This is a genomic window from Mycobacterium sp. E802 (assembly GCF_001666875.1).
Taxonomy (GTDB): domain Bacteria; phylum Actinomycetota; class Actinomycetes; order Mycobacteriales; family Mycobacteriaceae; genus Mycobacterium.
The window spans coordinates 92455-110292 of sequence record NZ_LZJD01000086.1 but is presented as its reverse complement, the minus strand read 5'-3'; the positions used below and the strand labels follow the sequence as shown (position 1 = coordinate 110292).

At 67.5% G+C, this 17838-nt stretch carries 18 protein-coding genes and 1 pseudogene; 10 read left to right on the top strand and 9 right to left on the bottom strand.

Annotation, left to right across the window (positions count from 1 at the left end; genetic code table 11):
- Window positions 1-571, top strand: a pseudogene (locus A5699_RS13530) (NAD(P)/FAD-dependent oxidoreductase); the annotation flags it as partial.
- Between the two features lie 9 nt (window positions 572-580).
- Here A5699_RS13530 and A5699_RS13525 read toward each other — a convergent pair.
- Window positions 581-1297, bottom strand: a complete 717-nt coding sequence (locus A5699_RS13525; protein ID WP_067769988.1) for a TetR/AcrR family transcriptional regulator — start codon at window positions 1295-1297, stop codon at window positions 581-583.
- 11 nt (window positions 1298-1308) lie between these two features.
- Here A5699_RS13525 and A5699_RS13520 point away from each other — a divergent pair, with 11 nt between their 5' ends.
- Window positions 1309-1752 (top strand): nuclear transport factor 2 family protein, encoded by a 444-nt coding sequence (locus A5699_RS13520; RefSeq protein WP_231965706.1) that lies wholly within the window; start codon window positions 1309-1311, stop codon window positions 1750-1752.
- A 7-nt stretch (window positions 1753-1759) separates the two neighbouring features.
- Here the strand turns inward: A5699_RS13520 and A5699_RS13515 are convergent, their stop codons facing one another.
- From A5699_RS13515 to pdxH, 6 genes are all read right to left on the bottom strand, one after another.
- A complete protein-coding gene (locus tag A5699_RS13515) occupies window positions 1760-2188 on the bottom strand; it encodes a MarR family winged helix-turn-helix transcriptional regulator (protein WP_067769987.1) in 429 nt (142 codons plus the stop codon).
- Window positions 2178-3632: an MFS transporter gene (locus tag A5699_RS13510; RefSeq protein WP_067769984.1), complete on the bottom strand. Its 1455-nt coding sequence runs from the start codon at window positions 3630-3632 to the stop codon at window positions 2178-2180. The genes A5699_RS13515 and A5699_RS13510 overlap by 11 nt, the downstream gene beginning before the upstream one ends.
- 141 nt (window positions 3633-3773) lie before the next feature.
- Entirely contained in the window at window positions 3774-5078 is a 1305-nt protein-coding gene (locus tag A5699_RS13505) for a citrate synthase (RefSeq protein WP_067769982.1), read from the bottom strand.
- Window positions 5079-5189: 111 nt separating this feature from the next.
- On the bottom strand, window positions 5190-5855 hold the full coding sequence (locus A5699_RS13500) for a TetR family transcriptional regulator (RefSeq protein ID WP_142254080.1): 666 nt from the start codon (window positions 5853-5855) through the stop codon (window positions 5190-5192).
- Between the two features lie 80 nt (window positions 5856-5935).
- A complete protein-coding gene (locus A5699_RS13495) occupies window positions 5936-7246 on the bottom strand; it encodes an MFS transporter (protein WP_067769980.1) in 1311 nt (436 codons plus the stop codon).
- A 3-nt stretch (window positions 7247-7249) separates the two neighbouring features.
- A complete protein-coding gene (pdxH, locus tag A5699_RS13490; protein WP_082957695.1) occupies window positions 7250-7885 on the bottom strand; it encodes a pyridoxamine 5'-phosphate oxidase in 636 nt (211 codons plus the stop codon).
- Window positions 7886-7980: 95 nt separating this feature from the next.
- Between pdxH and A5699_RS13485 the strand changes: the two genes are divergently transcribed.
- From A5699_RS13485 to A5699_RS13460, 6 genes are all read left to right on the top strand, one after another.
- The gene (locus A5699_RS13485) at window positions 7981-9096 is read left to right on the top strand and encodes a citrate synthase 2 (protein WP_067769975.1); all 1116 of its coding nucleotides are present in this window, start codon (window positions 7981-7983) and stop codon (window positions 9094-9096) included.
- A 127-nt stretch (window positions 9097-9223) separates the two neighbouring features.
- Window positions 9224-9673 carry a VOC family protein gene (locus A5699_RS13480; RefSeq protein ID WP_067769974.1) on the top strand — a complete coding sequence of 150 codons (450 nt, stop codon included), beginning with the start codon at window positions 9224-9226 and terminating at the stop codon, window positions 9671-9673.
- Window positions 9674-9734: 61 nt separating this feature from the next.
- Window positions 9735-10352 carry an ECF transporter S component gene (locus A5699_RS13475; protein WP_067769972.1) on the top strand — a complete coding sequence of 206 codons (618 nt, stop codon included), beginning with the start codon at window positions 9735-9737 and terminating at the stop codon, window positions 10350-10352.
- Window positions 10349-11833 (top strand): ABC transporter ATP-binding protein, encoded by a 1485-nt coding sequence (locus A5699_RS13470; protein WP_067769969.1) that lies wholly within the window; start codon window positions 10349-10351, stop codon window positions 11831-11833. Before A5699_RS13475 ends, A5699_RS13470 begins: the two co-directional genes overlap by 4 nt.
- The gene (locus tag A5699_RS13465) at window positions 11830-12582 is read left to right on the top strand and encodes an energy-coupling factor transporter transmembrane protein EcfT (protein ID WP_067769967.1); all 753 of its coding nucleotides are present in this window, start codon (window positions 11830-11832) and stop codon (window positions 12580-12582) included. Before A5699_RS13470 ends, A5699_RS13465 begins: the two co-directional genes overlap by 4 nt.
- A complete protein-coding gene (locus A5699_RS13460; protein ID WP_067769965.1) occupies window positions 12569-13090 on the top strand; it encodes an AAA family ATPase in 522 nt (173 codons plus the stop codon). Before A5699_RS13465 ends, A5699_RS13460 begins: the two co-directional genes overlap by 14 nt.
- Here A5699_RS13460 and A5699_RS13455 read toward each other — a convergent pair.
- Both A5699_RS13455 and A5699_RS13450 read right to left on the bottom strand, forming a co-directional pair.
- Window positions 13087-14745 carry a 4Fe-4S binding protein gene (locus A5699_RS13455; protein WP_067769963.1) on the bottom strand — a complete coding sequence of 553 codons (1659 nt, stop codon included), beginning with the start codon at window positions 14743-14745 and terminating at the stop codon, window positions 13087-13089. The genes A5699_RS13460 and A5699_RS13455 overlap by 4 nt on opposite strands.
- Window positions 14746-14752: 7 nt before the next feature.
- A complete protein-coding gene (locus A5699_RS13450; protein WP_067769961.1) occupies window positions 14753-15775 on the bottom strand; it encodes a diiron oxygenase in 1023 nt (340 codons plus the stop codon).
- A 121-nt stretch (window positions 15776-15896) separates the two neighbouring features.
- Between A5699_RS13450 and map the strand changes: the two genes are divergently transcribed.
- Together map and serC are read left to right on the top strand one after the other, a co-directional pair.
- Window positions 15897-16661, top strand: coding sequence for a type I methionyl aminopeptidase (gene map, locus A5699_RS13445; protein ID WP_067769959.1), 765 nt, complete (start codon window positions 15897-15899; stop codon window positions 16659-16661).
- Window positions 16662-16684: 23 nt separating this feature from the next.
- Window positions 16685-17791 carry a phosphoserine transaminase gene (gene serC / locus A5699_RS13440; RefSeq protein ID WP_067769957.1) on the top strand — a complete coding sequence of 369 codons (1107 nt, stop codon included), beginning with the start codon at window positions 16685-16687 and terminating at the stop codon, window positions 17789-17791.
- Window positions 17792-17838: the final 47 nt, after the last annotated feature.

The window sequence follows — 17838 nt, the reverse complement described above, 5'->3', positions numbered from 1 at the left end:
ATTCGGCGGCACCTTCCATGTCAACGAGTCATACCGCCAGCTCGCCGACGCTTACGAGGCCGCGGCCGCCGGGCGGGTGCCCGACCCGCTGCCGTGCGAGGTCTACTGCCACTCACTGACCGACCCCAGCATCCTGTCCGACGATCTGCGCGCCTCAGGCGCCCATACCCTGACCGTTTTCGGTCTGCACACCCCGCACTCACTGGCCCTGGCCGACCCTGACCGGATGCGGGACCGATTGACATCGGCCGTGTTGAACTCGCTGAATTCGGTTCTGGCCGAGCCGATTCAGGATGTGCTGATGGAAGATGCCGCCGGGCGGCTGTGCATCGAGTCGACGACCACCGCCGATCTGGAACAGGTGCTGGGGATGACCGCGGGCAACATCTTCCACGGTGCGCTGCGCTGGCCGTTCGCCGAGGATGACGAACCGCTCGAGACGGCAGCGCGCCGATGGGGAGTGGCCACCGGCCACGACCGAATCCTGTTGTGCGGCTCAGGTTCCCGCCGGGGCGGCGCGGTCTCGGGGATCGGCGGCCACAACGCGGCGATGGCGGTGCTCGAGAACTGAACCGACGGGTCAGTCCGTGTCGATGAGCTCGGCCAGCCCGTCCAGCACCCGCGCCAAGCCGAACTCGTAGGCGTGCGTAGCGCTGTAGGCCGCGTCGAACGCCTGTCCGGCCGCGGTGCCCACCCGCGACGCGAGCGGATATCGGTCGCCGTCGAGCACCCGCTCCAGCAGCGGGCCGACGCGTTCCCACCACTGCGCGTCGCTCTGCCCGCTGTCAGTCGCGGCCCGCCGCGAATCGATGTCGATGCGGGCGACGGAGTTCACGAAGCCCAGCACATACGTCAGAGCCGAATCCATTTCCAGGTCGCTGAGTCCCAGTGATTCGAACGCGCGCAGCTCATGGTCATACTTGGCCATCATGCCGGGACCGAGCGGCGGGCGGGTGGTGGCCAGCTGGATCAGCCACGAATGCGCCTGGAACATCGCGAGATTGTCCGCGGCAACACTGGAAACCCTTTCCCGCCAAGGCTTTCCGCCGAAGTCGGGGCGCGGCATCTGCTGATAGACGGTGTCGAGCATCAGGTCGAGCAGTTCGGCCTTGCCCGGCACGTAGGTGTAGGTGGCCATCGGCGTCACCCCCAGCTCCGCGGCGACGGCCCGCATGGTGAGCGCCTCGAGGCCGTCGTCATCCGCGAGTCGAATGGCAGCGGCGACGACCGCGTCGACCGTGGTGCGTTGTTTGGGGCCGCGCGTGCGGACACTGCCGTCTGGCCCACGCCAGAGCAACTCGAGCGTGCGTGCCGGATCGCCGGCACTGCTGCGGTCTCCACCTGATCAACTTGCCGCAAGCCGGCGCATTCAGCCCCACCACGGCCGACATCGACTCGGTGCTGGCGTGGTTCAGTCGCTACGACGCCCTGACCCTGGACAAGAACATCGACGCCATGGCCGATGAGGCGATGTTTCCGCTCAACGAAGTCACCGACGGCCGCGCGGAGGCCGTCGACCGGGCCGGATTTGTCGCGCAGATGACCGACCAGTTGAGCCAGAGCACCGATTTCGCGATGGAGTGCACCCGGACGCCGCACTTCATCAACGAGAACCTGGTGTTCGTCATCACCGATGCGACCTTCACCGCCGACGGGTTCAGCCAGCAGGTGCGCTACGGCGACCTACTCGTCAAGTGCGGTGGCGACTGGAAGTTCCAGACCATGGTGCAGGGCGGGTGGGGCGAAAGCTGATCCGCGGCTACGCCCCGGAGACCTTGCCCAGGATCACTTGCAGCGCTTCGAGATCCCCGAGGTCGAGCGCCGCGAACACCTCGGGCGCCGGGTCTTCGATCTCGTCGATCCGGGCCAACAGTGCGCGACCGGCGTCGGTGAGCGACACCAGCTTGCAGCGCCGATTGGCCGGATCGATTTCGCGCACCACCAGGCCGCGTTCCTCAAGGTCGTTGACCGCGACCGTGGCGGCCGGGGCGTCGACGGTGGCGGCGTAGGCCAGCTGCTTGACCGTCAACGGTTTGTGCGCAAGTCGTTTCACGATGCGAACGCGGCTGAACGGCAGCCCGGTCCGTTCGATCACCGCGCGACGCCAGCGGTCGCGATGGTCGAAGACCAACCCGGTCAGGGCGCGCCACACCTCATCGGCCAACTCGGCCCGCCGGTCACCGGACATGGGTCACCTCCGAGGTGTGGTGCGCTCCGATCAGCGGTGCCAACCGCTGCGCGGAGCGCAGAGCCCACGGCGTGGTGGAGGCGACGCCGAGCGCGAATATCACCAAACCGAGTGCGGCACAGACGAACCACAACGGACGAGCAGCCGCGGCGAAGTCCGCGCCGGCGTCCGCCAGCGCCGTGCCGGCCACCGAACCACACAGGGCCACACCGATACTCACGCCGACCTGACGACTGGTGGAGGCCACCGCCGAGGCCGCACCGGCTCGGTCCAGCGGCATACCGCTGACCGCTGTCGTGGTGATCGGCGCGTTGACCATCGAGAAACCGATGCCGAACACCGCGAACATCGCCAACAGCTGCCAGACCGGGGTGTCGGCGGTCAGGCGGGTCAGCAGGATCGTGGCCACGGTGATCGTCGCCCCAGCGGCCAACAGCGAAGGCCGGCTGCCATACCGCCCGACCAGCCGGCCCGACAACGGCGAGAAGATCAACGCCCCGACGGCAACCGGCAGATAGATCAAACCGGTGTGCATCGCGGAGTAACCGCGCTCGGTCTGCAGATACAGCGACATCATGAACAGGAACGCCCCGTAGGCGGCGAACGCGCAGACCGCGATCACCGTGGCCGAGGCGAACGGCACGCTGCGGAAGAACCGGAGATCGATGAACGGGTCCCGCCGCTGCGATTCGTAGCGCAGGAAGGCCACCAGGGCCAGTAGCGCGACGATGGCCACCCCCAGCGTGCGCGGATCCGTCCAGCCGTATCCGGGCCCCTCGATCAGTACGAAGACGACGCCGAACAGGAACGCCACCCCGAGGGCCTGACCGACCGGATCGAGATCACGCATCGTCGTCGACTTCGATTCCGGCACGAAGATCGCGGTGAGCACGACGGCCAACGCGCAGATCGGCAGGTTGATCCAGAACACCGACCGCCAGTCGACGTACTCGATCAGCGCCCCGCCGACGATCGGGCCGAGTGCCATCGAGATCCCGACCACACCGCCCCACACGCCGATGGCCCGGGCCCGTTCGACCCGGCCGGTGAACACCTGGGTGATGATCGACATCGCCACCGGGTTGAGCATCGAGCCGCCGATCGCCTGCAGGAACCGGGCGGCAATGAGCGTCTCGATGTTGGGCGCCAGGCTGCACAACAGCGAGGCCACCGCGAAGACCGTCAAGCCGAGTTGAAACGTCCGCCGGCGACCCAACCGATCGCCCGTCGCACCGGCCAACAACAGCAGCGAGGCCAGCACGAGCGTGTAGACATCGACGATCCACTGCAGCTGCGACGGGGTGGCCGCCAGATCGTCGCGGATGCTGGGCAACGCGACGTTGACGATGGTGGCGTCCATCGACACGATCAGCAGGCTCAGGCAGCACGAGACGAGGATGATCGCCTTGCGCCGAGCGCTGAGCGAACCGACAGTTGTGTTCACACAACTATTGTGAAACTACAACTGTCAAGGGTGCAAGCCGACTACCTTGCGACCAGTCCCCCGCAAGCGGGAGGGGCCCCCAGCAAACCCGCACCAAAACCAGTGTTTTTGCGCAGGTTTGTGTCTGTTCGCGGAAAAGAATCAGCGCTTGGTGATGTCTACGTAGCCGCGCTCGGTGTAGCCGGTGTAGATCTGGCGCGGACGGCCGATCTTGTTGGGCTCCGAGTGCATCTCCCGCCAGTGCGCGATCCAGCCCGGCAGCCGGCCCAGCGCGAACAGCACGGTGAACATCCGCGTCGGGAAGCCCATCGCCCGGTAGATCACGCCGGTGTAGTAGTCGACATTCGGGTAGAGCTTGCGCTCGATGAAGAAGTCGTCGGTCAACGCGATCTCTTCGAGCTGCTTGGCGATGTCGAGCAACTCGTCGTCGCCGCCGAGCTTGCCCAGGATCTTGTCGGCCTGCTCCTTGACGATGCGGGCGCGCGGATCGTAGTTCTTGTACACCCGGTGACCGAAGCCCATGAGCTTCACGCCGTCTTCGCGGTTCTTGACCTTCTTGACGAACGTCTTCACGTCGTCGTCGCCGGTGCGGATCTTCTCCAGCATCTCCAGCACGGCCTGGTTGGCGCCGCCGTGCAGCGGCCCCCACAGCGCGTTGATGCCGCCGGAGATCGAGGTGAACAGGTTGGCCTGCGAGGAGCCCACCAGGCGCACCGTCGAGGTCGAGCAGTTCTGCTCGTGATCGGCGTGCAGGATCAACAGCATGTCCAGCGCGCGGACGATCTCGGGATCGACCTCATACGGCTCGGCCGGGAAGCCGAACGTCATCCGCAGGAAGTTCTCTACGAGCGTCAGCGAGTTGTCCGGGTACAGGAACGGCTGCCCCTCGGACTTCTTGTAGGCGTACGCCGCGATCGTCGGCAGCTTGGCCAACAACCGGATCGTCGACAGCTCGACCTGCTTGGTGTCCAACGGATCCAGCGAATCCTGGTAGTAGGCGCTCAGCGCGTTCACCGCACTGGACAGCACCGGCATCGGATGCGCGTTGCGCGGGAAGCCGTCGAAGAAACGCTTCAGATCCTCGTGCAGCAACGTGTGCCGCTGAATCTGGGTGGTGAACTTCTCCAACTCCTCGGCCGTCGGCAGCTCACCGTAGATCAGCAGGTAGCTGACCTCGATGAACGTCGAGTTCTCGGCCAGCTGCTCGATCGGGATGCCCCGGTACCGCAGGATGCCGGCATCACCGTCGATATAGGTGATCGCCGACTTGGTGGAGGCGGTGTTGACGAAGCCACCATCAAAAGTCGTGTAGCCGGTCTTGGCCAGCAACGGGCCCAGCGCAATGCCGTCACTGCCCTCGGTGGCGTGGACGATCTCCAGATCAAGCTCGCCACCGGGGTACTTGAGGGTGGCAAGCTCCTGCCCACTCGACGGGTTTTCGGCCACGGGAATCCCTTCATCCTCGTTGGGAAGTCGTTGGGAACCAACTAACTGCTCTACCAAAAGGTAGTCGCAATCGATCGGCGCTGCCCGCGGGGGGTTACCAACCGGTCACCGTCACCGTGCAACCGGCTGTTGCCCGGGCTGGCAGACGCCCGCCGCGACCTCCAGGAAGTCGGCGTACGTCGCGTTGATCCGGTCGACGATGTCATCCACGGTGACGCTTGCCCAATCGGCACGAGATCCCAGCTCAGCGATGCCGGTCATGATGATCGACCCCCAGATGACCGCCGTCAGTTTGAGCCGGCGATCGTCGCCGGGCACCCCCATCCGTCGCGCCAGCACCACGTTGACCGCATCCGCCCGGAACTCCGAGGCCGACTGCATCAACGTCGGCGACGAGGTGATGATGCGCGCCGAGGCCAGCAGCCGTTCGGAGGTCAGCTGGGGCGGCGGGGCGGTCTTCGTCTTCAGGAATGCCTGAACGTGCGCCCGGTACAGCGCCTCGAGATCGCCGATTCCGGGCGGCTGGGCCGCGAGCTCGAGTGCGACCATCTCGATCACCTCGTCGACGAACGCCAAGACGACGGCATCCTTGGTGGCGAAGTAGCGGCTGAACGTGCGCGGGGACACGTCGGCAACCGCGGCGATCTGTTCGACCGTGGTCTGCTCGAAGCCCTGGCGGTCACACAACTCGATCGCGGCCTCGATCAACATCGCGCGGGTGCGTTGCTTCTTGCGCTCACGCAAACCCGGTTCGGCCTGGGGCACCACGTCAGCCACGAGACCGGATGTTATCGCTCACCACTGACGTTTCGGGCCGTTTGAGCAACTATGTGCCGCCCCGCGCCATATGCCGGTCGTCATACTTTGTCCGCCTCGGACTCTTCCTGCGCAGCTCTCGGCCGTGGCGTCGACACGCGGTAACGCACGAACGCGGGCACCGCCAACGCGGCGATCACCACGCCGACCACCACAAGTGCGCCCCCGCCGGCCGCGGCCACCGTGGTGCCCACCGCCGCCGCTGCAGCGCCGTGCAACGTATCGGCCAACCGGGGGCCACCGGCCACCACGACGGTGAACACGCCCTGCAACCGACCGCGCAGCTCATCGGAGGCCGCCTGCTGCAAGATCGTCGACCGGAACGCAGCCGAGACCATGTCGGCCGCCCCGCCAATGGCCAAGAACGCCAAGGCAATCCACATCACCAGACCGGCCTGGCCACCTGCTGACCCACCCGCGATGCCGAACCCGACCATCGCCACGCCCCAGACCACGATCGCCGCCACCACGGCCAGCCCCTGTCTGCGGATGCGCGGCAACCAGCCAGAGAACACCCCACCGGCCACCGCGCCCACCGACATCGCCGCCGCCAACAGTGCCATCGCGGTGCCGCCCTCGACGGGGCCGCCGAAGCTCTCGTGCGCCATCTGGGGGAACAGCGCCCGCGGCATGCCGAAGATCATCGCCACCAGATCGACGACGAACGACATCAACACCACGCGGTTGCCGGCCAGGTAGCGGAAGCCGTCCAGCACCGCGGCCAGACCCCAGCGGGACGAGCCGGTCTCGATGCTCGACGGCGGCATCGGAGCGAGCCGGAAGGTGGCCCAGATCGGCGCCAGACAGGTCACCGCGTCGATCAGATACAACGTCGACAGGTCCACCCAGTTCAGCAGGAACCCGGCCAGCAACGGGCCGACGATCGCGCCGAACTGCATCACGGTCATGTTCAGCGAATTCGCCGCGGGCAACTGCTCGCCGGGCAACATCCGCGGAATGGCCGCCGAGCGCGTGGGGCTGTTGACGGCGTAGAACGCCTGCTGCAGCGCCAGCAGGCACAGCACCACCCACACGTTGTTCAGCGCCAGCGCGGCCTGCAGCCACAGCAGCACCGAGGACGCGGCCAGCCCGATCGAGGCGATGATCAGCAACAGCCTGCGGTCCATGGCGTCGGCCCAGGCGCCACCCCACAGGCCGAACACGACCAGCGGAACCAGCGCGAACAGGCCGGACAACCCCACGTAGGCGGAGTTCTGGGTCAGCACGTACAGCTGCACCGGCACCGCGAAGATGGTGAGGTTCGCGCCGATGACGGTCGGGATGCCGGCCAGCCACAACCGCCGGAAATCCGGTGTCCGCAGCGGGGTGGTGTCGGCGAAGAGGCTTCTCACCGGTTACGGCTGGAGCCGCTCGACGCGGTGCTCGCGGACCCGAATCCGGTTGTGCACCCGGTTTTCCCGGCCCTGCCAGAACTCGACGCTGTCCGGGGCGATCCGGTACCCACCCCAGTTCGGCGGCACCGGGACCGCGTCGAGATCGGCGAATCGTTCGGTCACCTCGGCCAACTGGTCCAGCAACGCCTCACGCGAGGCGATCGGGCTCGACTGCTGCGACGCCCAGGCACCCAGCTGCGAACCCCGCGGGCGCTTGGCCCAGTAGTCCTCGGTGGCCTCGCGGCTGACCTGGGTGACGGGGCCGCGCACGTGTACCTGGCGGCCCAGTTGGTACCACGGAAACGTCGCCGAGGCATAGGGATTGACCGCCAGCTGCGTGCCCTTGGCAGAGTCATAGTTGGTGAAGAACGTGATGCCGGTCTCGTCCATGCTCTTGCACAACACCGTTCGGGTGACCGGTCTTCCCTCGTCGTCGGTGGTGCCCACGACCATGGCGTTGGGCTCGGCCACCCCGGCGCGGTAGGCGTCGGCCAGCCAGGTCCGCAGCAGCGTCAGCCAACCGGTGGCCGGATCGTCCCCGAGCCAGTCCACATCGAGGTCGCCGCAACCGTCCTTCTCCACATAGTCCACCCGCATGGCAGCCAGGTCGTGAACGTGGTGGTCCGGGGTTTGTCCAGAGGGTCTTGCCACCGCGCTAACGCTACGCCTGAGCTTGGTGCAAGAATCTGGCCATGCCAGCCGTACCGGAAGACTTCGTTGCCGGCCTGGAAGGCGTCGTCGCCTTCACCACCGAGATCGCCGAGCCGGACAAGGACGGTGGTGCGCTGCGCTACCGAGGCGTGGACATCGAGGAACTCGTGGACCACCGGGTCACCTTCGGCGACGTGTGGGGGCTGCTGGTCGACGGCAGCTTCGGCACCGGCCTGCCCCCGGCCGAACCGTTCCCGCTGCCCATCCACAGCGGTGACGTCCGCGTCGACGTCCAGGCCGGGCTGGCGATGCTGGCGCCGATCTGGGGCTACGCCCCGCTGTTGGACATCGACGACACGACCGCGCGCGACCAGTTGGCCCGCGCCTCGGTGATGGCACTGTCGTATGTCGCCCAATCCGCCCGGGGCATCTACCAACCCGCCGTACCGCAGCGTCGGATCGACGAATGCTCCACCGTGACAGCACGTTTCATGACACGCTGGCAGGGAGATCCAGACCCCAAGCACATCGAGGCGATCGACGCGTACTGGGTCACCGCCGCCGAACACGGGATGAACGCATCGACGTTCACCGCCCGGGTGATCGCCTCCACCGGTGCCGACGTGGCCGCCTCGCTCTCGGGCGCGGTGGGCGCGATGAGCGGGCCGCTGCACGGCGGCGCCCCGGCCCGCGTACTGCCGATGATCGAAGAGGTCGAGAAATCCGGTGACGCCCGCGCGGTGGTGAAGGCCATCCTGGATCGCGGCGACAAGCTGATGGGCTTCGGGCACCGGGTGTACCGGGCCGAGGATCCGCGGGCCCGGGTGCTGCGGGGCACCGCCAAACGCCTTGCGGCGCCGCGCTACGAGGTGGCCGAGGCCCTGGAGCAGGCCGCGCTGGCCGAGCTGCGCGAGCGCCGCCCGGACCGCGCCATCGAGACCAACGTCGAGTTCTGGGCCGCGGTGATCCTGGACTTCGCCGGTGTGCCGGCCACGATGATGCCGGCGATGTTCACCTGCGGGCGAACCGCGGGCTGGTGCGCACACATCATGGAGCAGAAGCGGCTGGGCAAGCTGGTCCGCCCGGCGGCCATCTATGTCGGACCCGAGCCGCGCAGCGTGGAATCGGTCGCCGGGTGGGACAAGATCGCGCACTGAGTTCTCCTGCCGCGTTCTCTTGCCGCGTTCTTGTCGGACCGTGGTGGTTGCATGGGGTGGTCCGCCGATGAGATCTGCCCGTCGGGCGGGTCTGCATTGAGTCCGCTCAACTCATCAGGAGAAGAACATGGCGATCGAAGTAACCCCTGCAGTCACTCCCCATCTGGTTGTCGACGACGCCGCAGCGGCGATCGACTTCTACGTCAAGGCATTCGGCGCCACCGAGCTGGGCCGGGTGCCCGGCCCCGACGGCAAGCTGGTTCACGCCGCCCTCACCATCAACGGGTCCACGGTCATGCTCAACGACGACTTCCCCGATTACAACGACGGCAAATCGTCCACACCCACGGCCCTGGGCGGCACGCCGGTGACCATTCACCTCACGGTGACCGATGTGGAGGAGAAGTTCGCCCGCGCGGTCGAGGCGGGCGCCGAGGTGGTCGCTGACCTGGAAGATCAGTTCTGGGGCGACCGGTACGGCGTGGTGCGTGACCCGTTCGGACACCAGTGGTCACTCGGGCAGCCGGTGCGCGAGGTCAGCATGGAAGAGATCGAACAGGCCATGAAACAGGGGTAACGGCCTGCGCTCGCGGTGCCGGGGCGGGGCGTCATACTGATCTCCTCGCCGAAGGAGACCGATGAAACCCCACCCCACCGACACCACGCCGGTTGCCCGTGCCCTGCACTGGCGGGTGGTGGACATCGTCGTCGCCAGCGTCCTCGCGACGGCGGCGGGCCTGGTCTTCGTGGTGTGGAACATCGCGTCCAACCCGATCAGTGCCCCGTTGACCGCAGCGCTGCCCGGTCTGCAGGCATTGCTCGCCGGCGGCTGGTTGTTCGCCGGCGTGCTCACGGCCCTGGTGATCCGTAAGCCGGGCGCGGCGCTGTACGGCGAGCTCGTGGCCGCCACGGTCTCGGCGTTGGTCGGTAACCAGTGGGGTGTCCTCACCATCGAATCGGGTCTGGTCCAAGGCCTCGGCGCAGAGCTGGTATTCGCGGTGTTCCTCTACCGCCGTTGGGGACTACCCGTCGCCCTGCTCGCCGGCGGTGTCGCCGGATTGGCACTGGCCGTCAACGATCTCATCCTGTGGTATCCCGCGTCAGCCAGGATGTTCGCGACGATCTACACCGCCTCGGCGATCGTCTCCGGCATCCTGGTGGCCGGCCTGCTGTCCTGGTTCGCCGTCAGAGGTCTGGCGAAAACCGGTGCGCTGAGCCGGTTTGCCTCGGGCCGGATCGGCTCGACCACTCGATGAGCCCGCCGCACGGCACCGGTGCCGCCGTCACGGCGCACCACTGGGGTTGGCGCCATGCCGGCCGCGACACCTGGGCCGTGCGCGATCTCGAACTGCGGATCGACCCCGGCGAACGGGTACTGCTGCTCGGGCCGTCCGGGGCCGGGAAATCGACTCTGCTCCACGGCATCGCCGGATTGCTCGGCGGCGCCGAGGAAGGCCAACAGACCGGCAGCCTCCTGGTCGACGACGCTGCACCCAACCGGCAGCGACACCGGATCGGCATGGTGCTGCAGGACCCCGATGCGCAGGTGATCCTGCCCCGCGTGGGCGACGACGTGGCCTTCGGCATGGAGAACTTCGGCGTCGAACGTGACCGCATCTGGCCGCGGGTCCGAACCGCCCTGTCCGCCATGGGGCTCAATCTCGGCTTGTCCCAACCCACTTCCGAGTTGTCCGGCGGCCAGAAGCAGCGGCTGGCATTGGCCGGCGTGATCGCCATGAATCCCGGTCTCATCCTGCTCGACGAGCCGACGGCCAACCTCGACCCACAGGGAGTGATCGAGGTTCGCGACGCGGTCGCCCACGCGGCCGAGCAGACCGGCGCGACGCTCGTCGTCATCGAGCACCGCACTCAGGTGTGGCTGCCGATCATCGACCGGGTGATCGTGCTCGGCGCCGACGGCGCGGTGATCGCCGACGGCACACCGGAGCAGACGCTGCGCCACCACCATGACTACCTGGTCAGCTCGGGTGTATGGGTGCCCCACACCCCGCTCCCCGTGCTCGACCGCCGGCGCGCCGCAACCGCCGAGTCACTGCTGCGCGCCGAGGATCTGACGCTGGCGCACCCCGGCTATCCACCGATGCACGTCGGGCTGGAGTTCGAGATCCGAGCCGGCCAGACCACGGTCATCACCGGCCCCAACGGCGCGGGCAAATCGACACTGGCCCTGACCCTCGGCGGCCTGCTGCCGGTTCCGGCCGGGCGGCTCGAAGCCGCCGCCGCGTTCGCCCCGGCACCGGCGCGCCGCGCACCCATCAGCTGGCGTTCGAAAGAACTGCTCACCCGGCTCGGCACGGTCTTCCAGGACCCCGAACATCAATTCCTCACCGCCACGGTGCGCGACGAACTGGCTTTGGGCCCCAAGGCGATCAAGCTTCCTGCCGCCGAGATAGCCTCTCGCACCGACGAATTGCTCGAACGCCTGCGACTGACGCACCTCGCCACGGTGAACCCCTACACGCTCTCCGGCGGCGAGAAACGTCGACTCTCGGTGGCCACCATGCTGGCCACCGCACCGAAGGTCATCATTCTCGACGAGCCCACCTTCGGACAGGACCGCCGCACCTGGGAGGAGCTGATCCGGCTGCTGGCCGAGATCGCCGATGCCGGCACGGCTGTCGTCGCGGCCACCCATGACCTCGACTTCACCGCACTGCTGGCCGACCGCAAGATCGAACTGCCGGCCTGGGAACCACCGGCGGAGGCGGCGTCATGACCCGGTCGGTGAACCCGGTCGCACGGCTGCTCACGGCGCTCGTCATCGCCTGTGTGCTCGTGTTGTCGGTCGACTGGGTCTCGGCGCTCACCGCGCTCGCCGGTGAGCTCGTGCTGTTCGCCGCGCTCGGTGTGAAGCTGCGGCCGGCGTTGACGCGCGCCGCGGTGGTCCTCGTCGCGGCCACCCTGACCGCCATCACCATCCTGCTCTACGGACAGACCGCCGGGACCGTCCACTGGCATTTCCTGCTCATCACGGTCAGCGACGGCTCCATCGCCCTGGCCGTGGCTACCTTCCTGCGGGTGCTGGCGATCGCGCTACCTTCGGTCATCTTGTTCATCGACGTCGAATCCACGGAATTGGCAGACGGTTTGGGGCAGGTGCTGCGGCTACCGGCCAGGTTCGTGCTGGGCGCACTGGCCGGTCTGCGGCTCGTGGGTCTGCTCGGGCAGGACTGGCGGTATCTGGGTTACGCCCGTCGGGCCCGTGGCGTGGCCGACCACGCCCGGCTGCGACGCATGGCCGGGCAGGCCTTCGCGCTGCTGGTCTTCGCGGTGCGGCGCGGCTCGAAACTGGCCACCGCGATGGAAGCCCGAGGATTCGGCGCCTATCCGAGCCGGACCTGGGCCCGGCCATCACCGTTCGGAGTACGCGAATTCGCGCTGATCGCAGCCGGGTTCGTGATCGCCGCGGTCGCCGTCGGGGTGTCGATGGCGGTTGGGACGTGGAACTTCATTGGTGCTCGATGACATCCTGCGCCGCCTCGGCGCCGACGCGACGACCGTATTGATCGACGGCCGTTCGGGTTCGGGCAAGTCGACGCTGGCGCAGCGGCTACACCGCGAGTGGGACGGGAGTGTGGTCGTCCGACTCGATGACATCTATCCCGGCTGGGACGGGCTGCTGTGGGCCGCTGAGCACGTCCGTCGCTCACTGCTCGCACCCCGGGCGGCCGGGCGTACCGGCCGCTGGCGGCAATGGGATTGGGCCGCCGAAGCCCCCAGCGGGTGGCACGACGTCGGGCCCGAGCAACGGTTGATCGTGGAGGGCATCGGTGCGCTCACCCCCACCACCCGGGCACTGGCCGACCTGGGCATCTGGGTCGACGCCGACGACGCCGAACGCAAGCGCCGAGCACTGGAGCGCGACGGTGACACCTACCGACCGCACTGGGACCGGTGGGCCGCCCAGGAGGACGAGTTCATCGCCCGCTTCCGGCCCCGGGCATGCGCCGACCTCGTCGTCGCGCCCGATTAGCCGCGCAGTCCGGCCAGAACCCGCTGTCGCACCGTCGGTTTCGGGGCACTCGCGGCCACGGCCAGCATGTCGGCCACCGAGGTGAACTTGTCGCGCGGCCGGTCCTCGCCGCCGCGGGCGATCTCGGCGGCATCGATCGCCTGCCAGCCGGCGGCGTCGACCACGGCGGGTTGACGGGACCGCACCAGCTTGTCCAACGCGGCCGGCTTGTGCGCCGGATCGGTCAGCAGCCCGGCGTTGTAATCGTCGACCAACTGGTGCACCGTCTGCGCCGCACACGACTTGTTGGTGCCGATGAATCCGGTGGGTCCGCGTTTGATCCACCCGGCCACGTACGCGCCGCGAGTTCCGACGACGCGTCCGGCATCGTTGGGCACGACGGAAGCGTCGTCGTCGAACGGCAGGTCGGCAATTGCCTTGCCGCGGTATCCGATCGAGGTCAACACCAGGCCGGCGTCCAGCGTGCACACCTCGTCGGTTCCGGTGATCCCGAATTCGATACCGGCAACTCTGTCCTCACCCAACACCCGCTGCGGGGTCAGCCGGTAGGCCAACCGGATCCGTGGCCGGGTGATCGGCGCCGAGGCGGTACCCAGCTTGGCCAGGATCTCCAGCTTGTTGCGGGTCAGCGGATCTGTGGTGCGGGCCAGGTCTGCAAGCACCAACTGGTGGTCGGCCTCATCGAGCACGACGTCGCAGGTGGCGGTCAGGCCGATCAGCTCGGGCAGCGTGAAGGCCGACTCCGCCGGGCCGCGGCGGGCCGCGACGACCACCTCCTGCACGCGCGAGGTCCGCAGGGCCGCCAGGGCATGATCGGAAATGTCGGTGCGGGCCAACGCATCCGGATCGGTGGTGAGGATGCGGGCGACGTCGAAGGCGACGTTGCCGTTGCCCACGATGACGACCCGCTCGTGGCTGAGATCGACGGGCAGATCGGTGAACTCGGGATGCCCGTTGATCCAGGCCACCATCTCGGTGGCGGTGCCGGTACCCGGTAGCCCCATGCCCTCGATGTCGAGGCGACGGTCGTTGGGTGCACCGACCGCGTACAGCACGGCGTGGTGATGCTCCAGCAGATCGGCATGCGAAAGATGCTTGCCGACTTCGACATTCAGGAAGAACTTGAACCCCGGCTGCCGGGCGATGACGTCGAACAGCCGCGTCACGCGCTTGGTGCTCTGATGGTCCGGTGCCACACCGGCCCGTACCAGCCCGTAGGGCGTCGGCAGCTTCTCGAACACGTTCACGCGGACCCCGCGCTGCGTCAAGAGCTCGTCGGCGGCATACATCGCCGCCGGCCCGGAGCCGACGATGGCCACCGTGAGATGTCCGTCGCGACGCTCGACCTTGGGCGCCGCGATCACCGGCGCCAGCTTGGACGTCGGCGGCAGCTTGCCTTCCCGCTTCGGGTAGAAGGCCGCGTTGAGCTCGATGAACGGCAGCTGCTTCTCGGTCAGCCGGGTATCGGCCGCAATCGCACCCACCGGGCACGCGCTCACGCAGGCACCGCAATCCACACATGCGTCGGGATCGATGTAGAGCATCTCGGCGGTGGCGAAGCCCGGTTCATCCGGTGAGGGATGGATGCAGTTCACCGGGCACGCGTAGACACAGGACCCGTCGCTGCAACACGACTGGGTGATCACATGGGGCATGACAGGACTAGGCGGCCGTCACGGGGACCAGGTGCTCGCGCTGCGGCTCGCTGCGGTACCGGCTCGGCGGCCCGTCGATCTTGCAGATCTTCCACATCAGCTTGGCGATCGGGTTCATCAGCCCGGTGTCGGTGCACAGCATCCGGACGTCGCCGAACATGTCCCGCAGCATCTTCCGCGACTCGGGCGCCTTGAAGAAGAGCTCCTTGCGCACCGAGCGGGGGATGTCGAATTCCTTCCAGAACGCCCGCGGCGGCACGATGATGGCCGAGCACAGGATGCGCATGGTCAGCGGCACGAACAGCGACAGGATCCAGCGCTGCCGGCGGCGCAGGTTCGGCACCCGCTTGTGCAGGTACTGGTGTGCGAACGAGATGTGCCGGGCCTCCTCGGCGACGTGAATCGCCATGACGCGCTCCATGATCGGATGCAGGGCCTTGCCCTCGCGCAGCACGTTCTTCTGGGTGTGGTCGATGGGCTCCTCACCGGCGAGCACGCCGAAGAAGAACGGGATCGGCAGCGGGCCGGCGGCCAGCGGGATCAGCGGCTGCACCCACTTGAGCAGCCGCGGCATGCCCGGCACATCCTTGCCGATGCGGTTCACCATCTCCTGGAACATCAGGGTGTGGTTGCACTCTTCAACCGACTCGTGCAGGCAGTACCGGTACTCCGGCGACCCGTTGGGCACCCAGAACGAGTACTCCATCAGCCCGCGGATCAGGATGTTCTCGAAGTGCAGGCCGACCTTGGCGACGTTGGCCTGACGCCACATGCCGATCTCGATCTGCCGCTCGACGGGCTGCGCCTGGTACCAGGGATGGCCGCCCATCGGATCGGTCGCGGGCAGGATCCAGCGCGGGTCGTTGGGCACGACGGCGAATTCCGGCGAGTCCCACTCGATGTCCTTGTACGGGTTGAAGTTGCGCCGCACCGACCCCTCGGACAGTGTGGTGAGCATGTCGACGTACTGGGTGTCGTCGCTGACGTCCATGTTCTTGCGCCAACGCCTGACCATCTTGGTCCGAGCCATGTTGCAGACCTCTCTATCATTGTCTGAGGTTTACATCTACCCACTTGTTGTACAACGGTACCGCAGGTATCGAGTAGATGTCCATGCCTGATTCGAAAAGTTTGCCAACCAGGAACACGCCATGGTCAGCCTGAAGACAGAAACGCAGGTCGAGGCGATGGCAGCCGCGGGAGCGGTGGTCGCCGAAGTGTTGCAGGCGATCGTCGCGAAGGCCGCTGCCGGGGATACCACCGCCGATCTGGACCGCATCGCCGCCGACATCCTCACCGCGCATGGCGCCTCCTCGCCCTTCTTGAACTACCACCCCCGCTGGGCCCCCAAACCCTTCCCCGCGGTGCTGTGCGTCAGCGTCAACGACGCGATCGTCCACGGCATCCCCGACGGCACCGTGCTGGCCGACGGTGACCTGGTGTCGGTGGACTTCGGCGCAACGCTGAACGGCTGGTGCGGCGACGCTGCGCGCAGTTTCGTCGTCGGCACCCCCGACCCTGCCGACACCGCCCTGATCGAGGCGACGGACGCGGCCCTGGACGCCGGCATCGCCGCGGTGCGCCCCGGCAACACGCTGGGCGACATCGGCCACGCGATTGCCGCGGTGGCCCGGGAGGCGGGATACGGACTGCTGGCCAACCACGGCGGACACGGCATCGGACGCACGATGCACGAGGCGCCCCACGTCCCCAACGTCGGTCGACGCGGCGAAGGCATGACACTGCAGCCCGGCCTGGTGATCGCGATCGAGCCGATGCTGATCGCCGACGGAACCACCGGCTACGTCCACGACCCGGACGGATGGACGCTGCGCAGCACCACCGGGGCCCGCGCCGCGCACAGTGAGCACACTGTGGCCGTCACCACCCGCGGTGCCCGAATTTTGACGCGGTAACGGCCGTCTTTAGGCTGGTCGGTATGGCTGAACTCATCATCCCTGCCGAACTCAAGCCCCGCGACGGCCGTTTCGGATGTGGCCCCTCCAAGGTCCGCCCCGAGCAACTGACCGCGTTGGCTGCTGCCGGGGATCTGTTCGGCACGTCCCATCGGCAGGCCCCGATTAAGAATCTGGTGGGCCGGGTCCGTGACGGGCTGCGTCAGCTGTTCTCGGTTCCCGACGGCTATGAGGTGATCCTGGGCAACGGCGGGTCGACCGCGTTCTGGGATGCCGCGGCGTTCGGCTTGATCGACAAGAAGTCCCTGCACCTGACCTACGGCGAGTTCAGCAGCAAGTTCGCCTCGTGCGTGGCCAAGAACCCGTTCATCGGTGACCCGATCGTGGTCAAGACCGACCCGGGCACCGCCCCCGAGCCGCAGTCCGACCCCTCGGTGGACGCCGTGGCCTGGGCGCACAACGAAACCTCGACCGGTGTCTCGGTGCCGGTGACCCGCCCGGCCGGCGACGCGCTGGTGCTGATCGACGCCACCTCTGCGGCCGGCGGCCTGCCCGTGACCATCACCGACGCCGATGCGTATTACTTTGCGCCGCAGAAGAATTTCGCCGGCGACGGTGGGCTGTGGTTGGCCATCATGAGCCCGGCCGCGCTGGCGCGTATCGAGACGATCGCCGCGACGGACCGCTGGGTGCCCGACTTCCTGTCGCTGCCGATCGCGGTGGAGAACAGCCTGAAGAACCAGACCTACAACACCCCGGCCATCGCGACGCTGATCCTGCTGGCCGAACAGCTGGACTGGCTCAACGGCAACGGTGGCCTGGACTGGGCCGTCAAACGCACCGCGGATTCCTCGCAGCGGCTGTACTCGTGGGCCGAGGCGTCGAGCTTCGCCACACCGTTCGTCACCGATCCGGCGCTGCGTTCGCAGGTGGTCGGCACGATCGACTTCAGCGAATCCGTCGATGCCGCCGCGGTCGCCAAGGTGTTGCGCAGCAACGGCATCGTGGACACCGAGCCCTACCGCAAGCTGGGCCGTAACCAGCTGCGCATCGGCATGTTCCCGGCCGTGGATCCCGAGGACGTGAGCGCCCTGACCAGCTGCGTCGACTGGGTCGTGCAGAACCTCTGACGCCTCCCCAGCGTGTCAGCGCGGTCACGGGCTGATAACGCAGTAGG

Coding starts and splice junctions, on each gene's coding strand:
- serC (WP_067769957.1), top strand. CDS start 16,685: ATGGCTGAACTCATCATCCCTGCCGAACTCAAGCCCCGCGACGGCCGT.
- map (WP_067769959.1), top strand. CDS start 15,897: ATGGTCAGCCTGAAGACAGAAACGCAGGTCGAGGCGATGGCAGCCGCG.
- A5699_RS13450 (WP_067769961.1), bottom strand. CDS start 15,775: ATGGCTCGGACCAAGATGGTCAGGCGTTGGCGCAAGAACATGGACGTC.
- A5699_RS13475 (WP_067769972.1), top strand. CDS start 9,735: ATGAAACCCCACCCCACCGACACCACGCCGGTTGCCCGTGCCCTGCAC.
- A5699_RS13480 (WP_067769974.1), top strand. CDS start 9,224: ATGGCGATCGAAGTAACCCCTGCAGTCACTCCCCATCTGGTTGTCGAC.
- A5699_RS13515 (WP_067769987.1), bottom strand. CDS start 2,188: ATGTCCGGTGACCGGCGGGCCGAGTTGGCCGATGAGGTGTGGCGCGCC.
- A5699_RS13465 (WP_067769967.1), top strand. CDS start 11,830: ATGACCCGGTCGGTGAACCCGGTCGCACGGCTGCTCACGGCGCTCGTC.
- A5699_RS13455 (WP_067769963.1), bottom strand. CDS start 14,745: ATGCCCCATGTGATCACCCAGTCGTGTTGCAGCGACGGGTCCTGTGTC.
- A5699_RS13470 (WP_067769969.1), top strand. CDS start 10,349: ATGAGCCCGCCGCACGGCACCGGTGCCGCCGTCACGGCGCACCACTGG.
- pdxH (WP_082957695.1), bottom strand. CDS start 7,885: ATGCGGGTGGACTATGTGGAGAAGGACGGTTGCGGCGACCTCGATGTG.
- A5699_RS13485 (WP_067769975.1), top strand. CDS start 7,981: ATGCCAGCCGTACCGGAAGACTTCGTTGCCGGCCTGGAAGGCGTCGTC.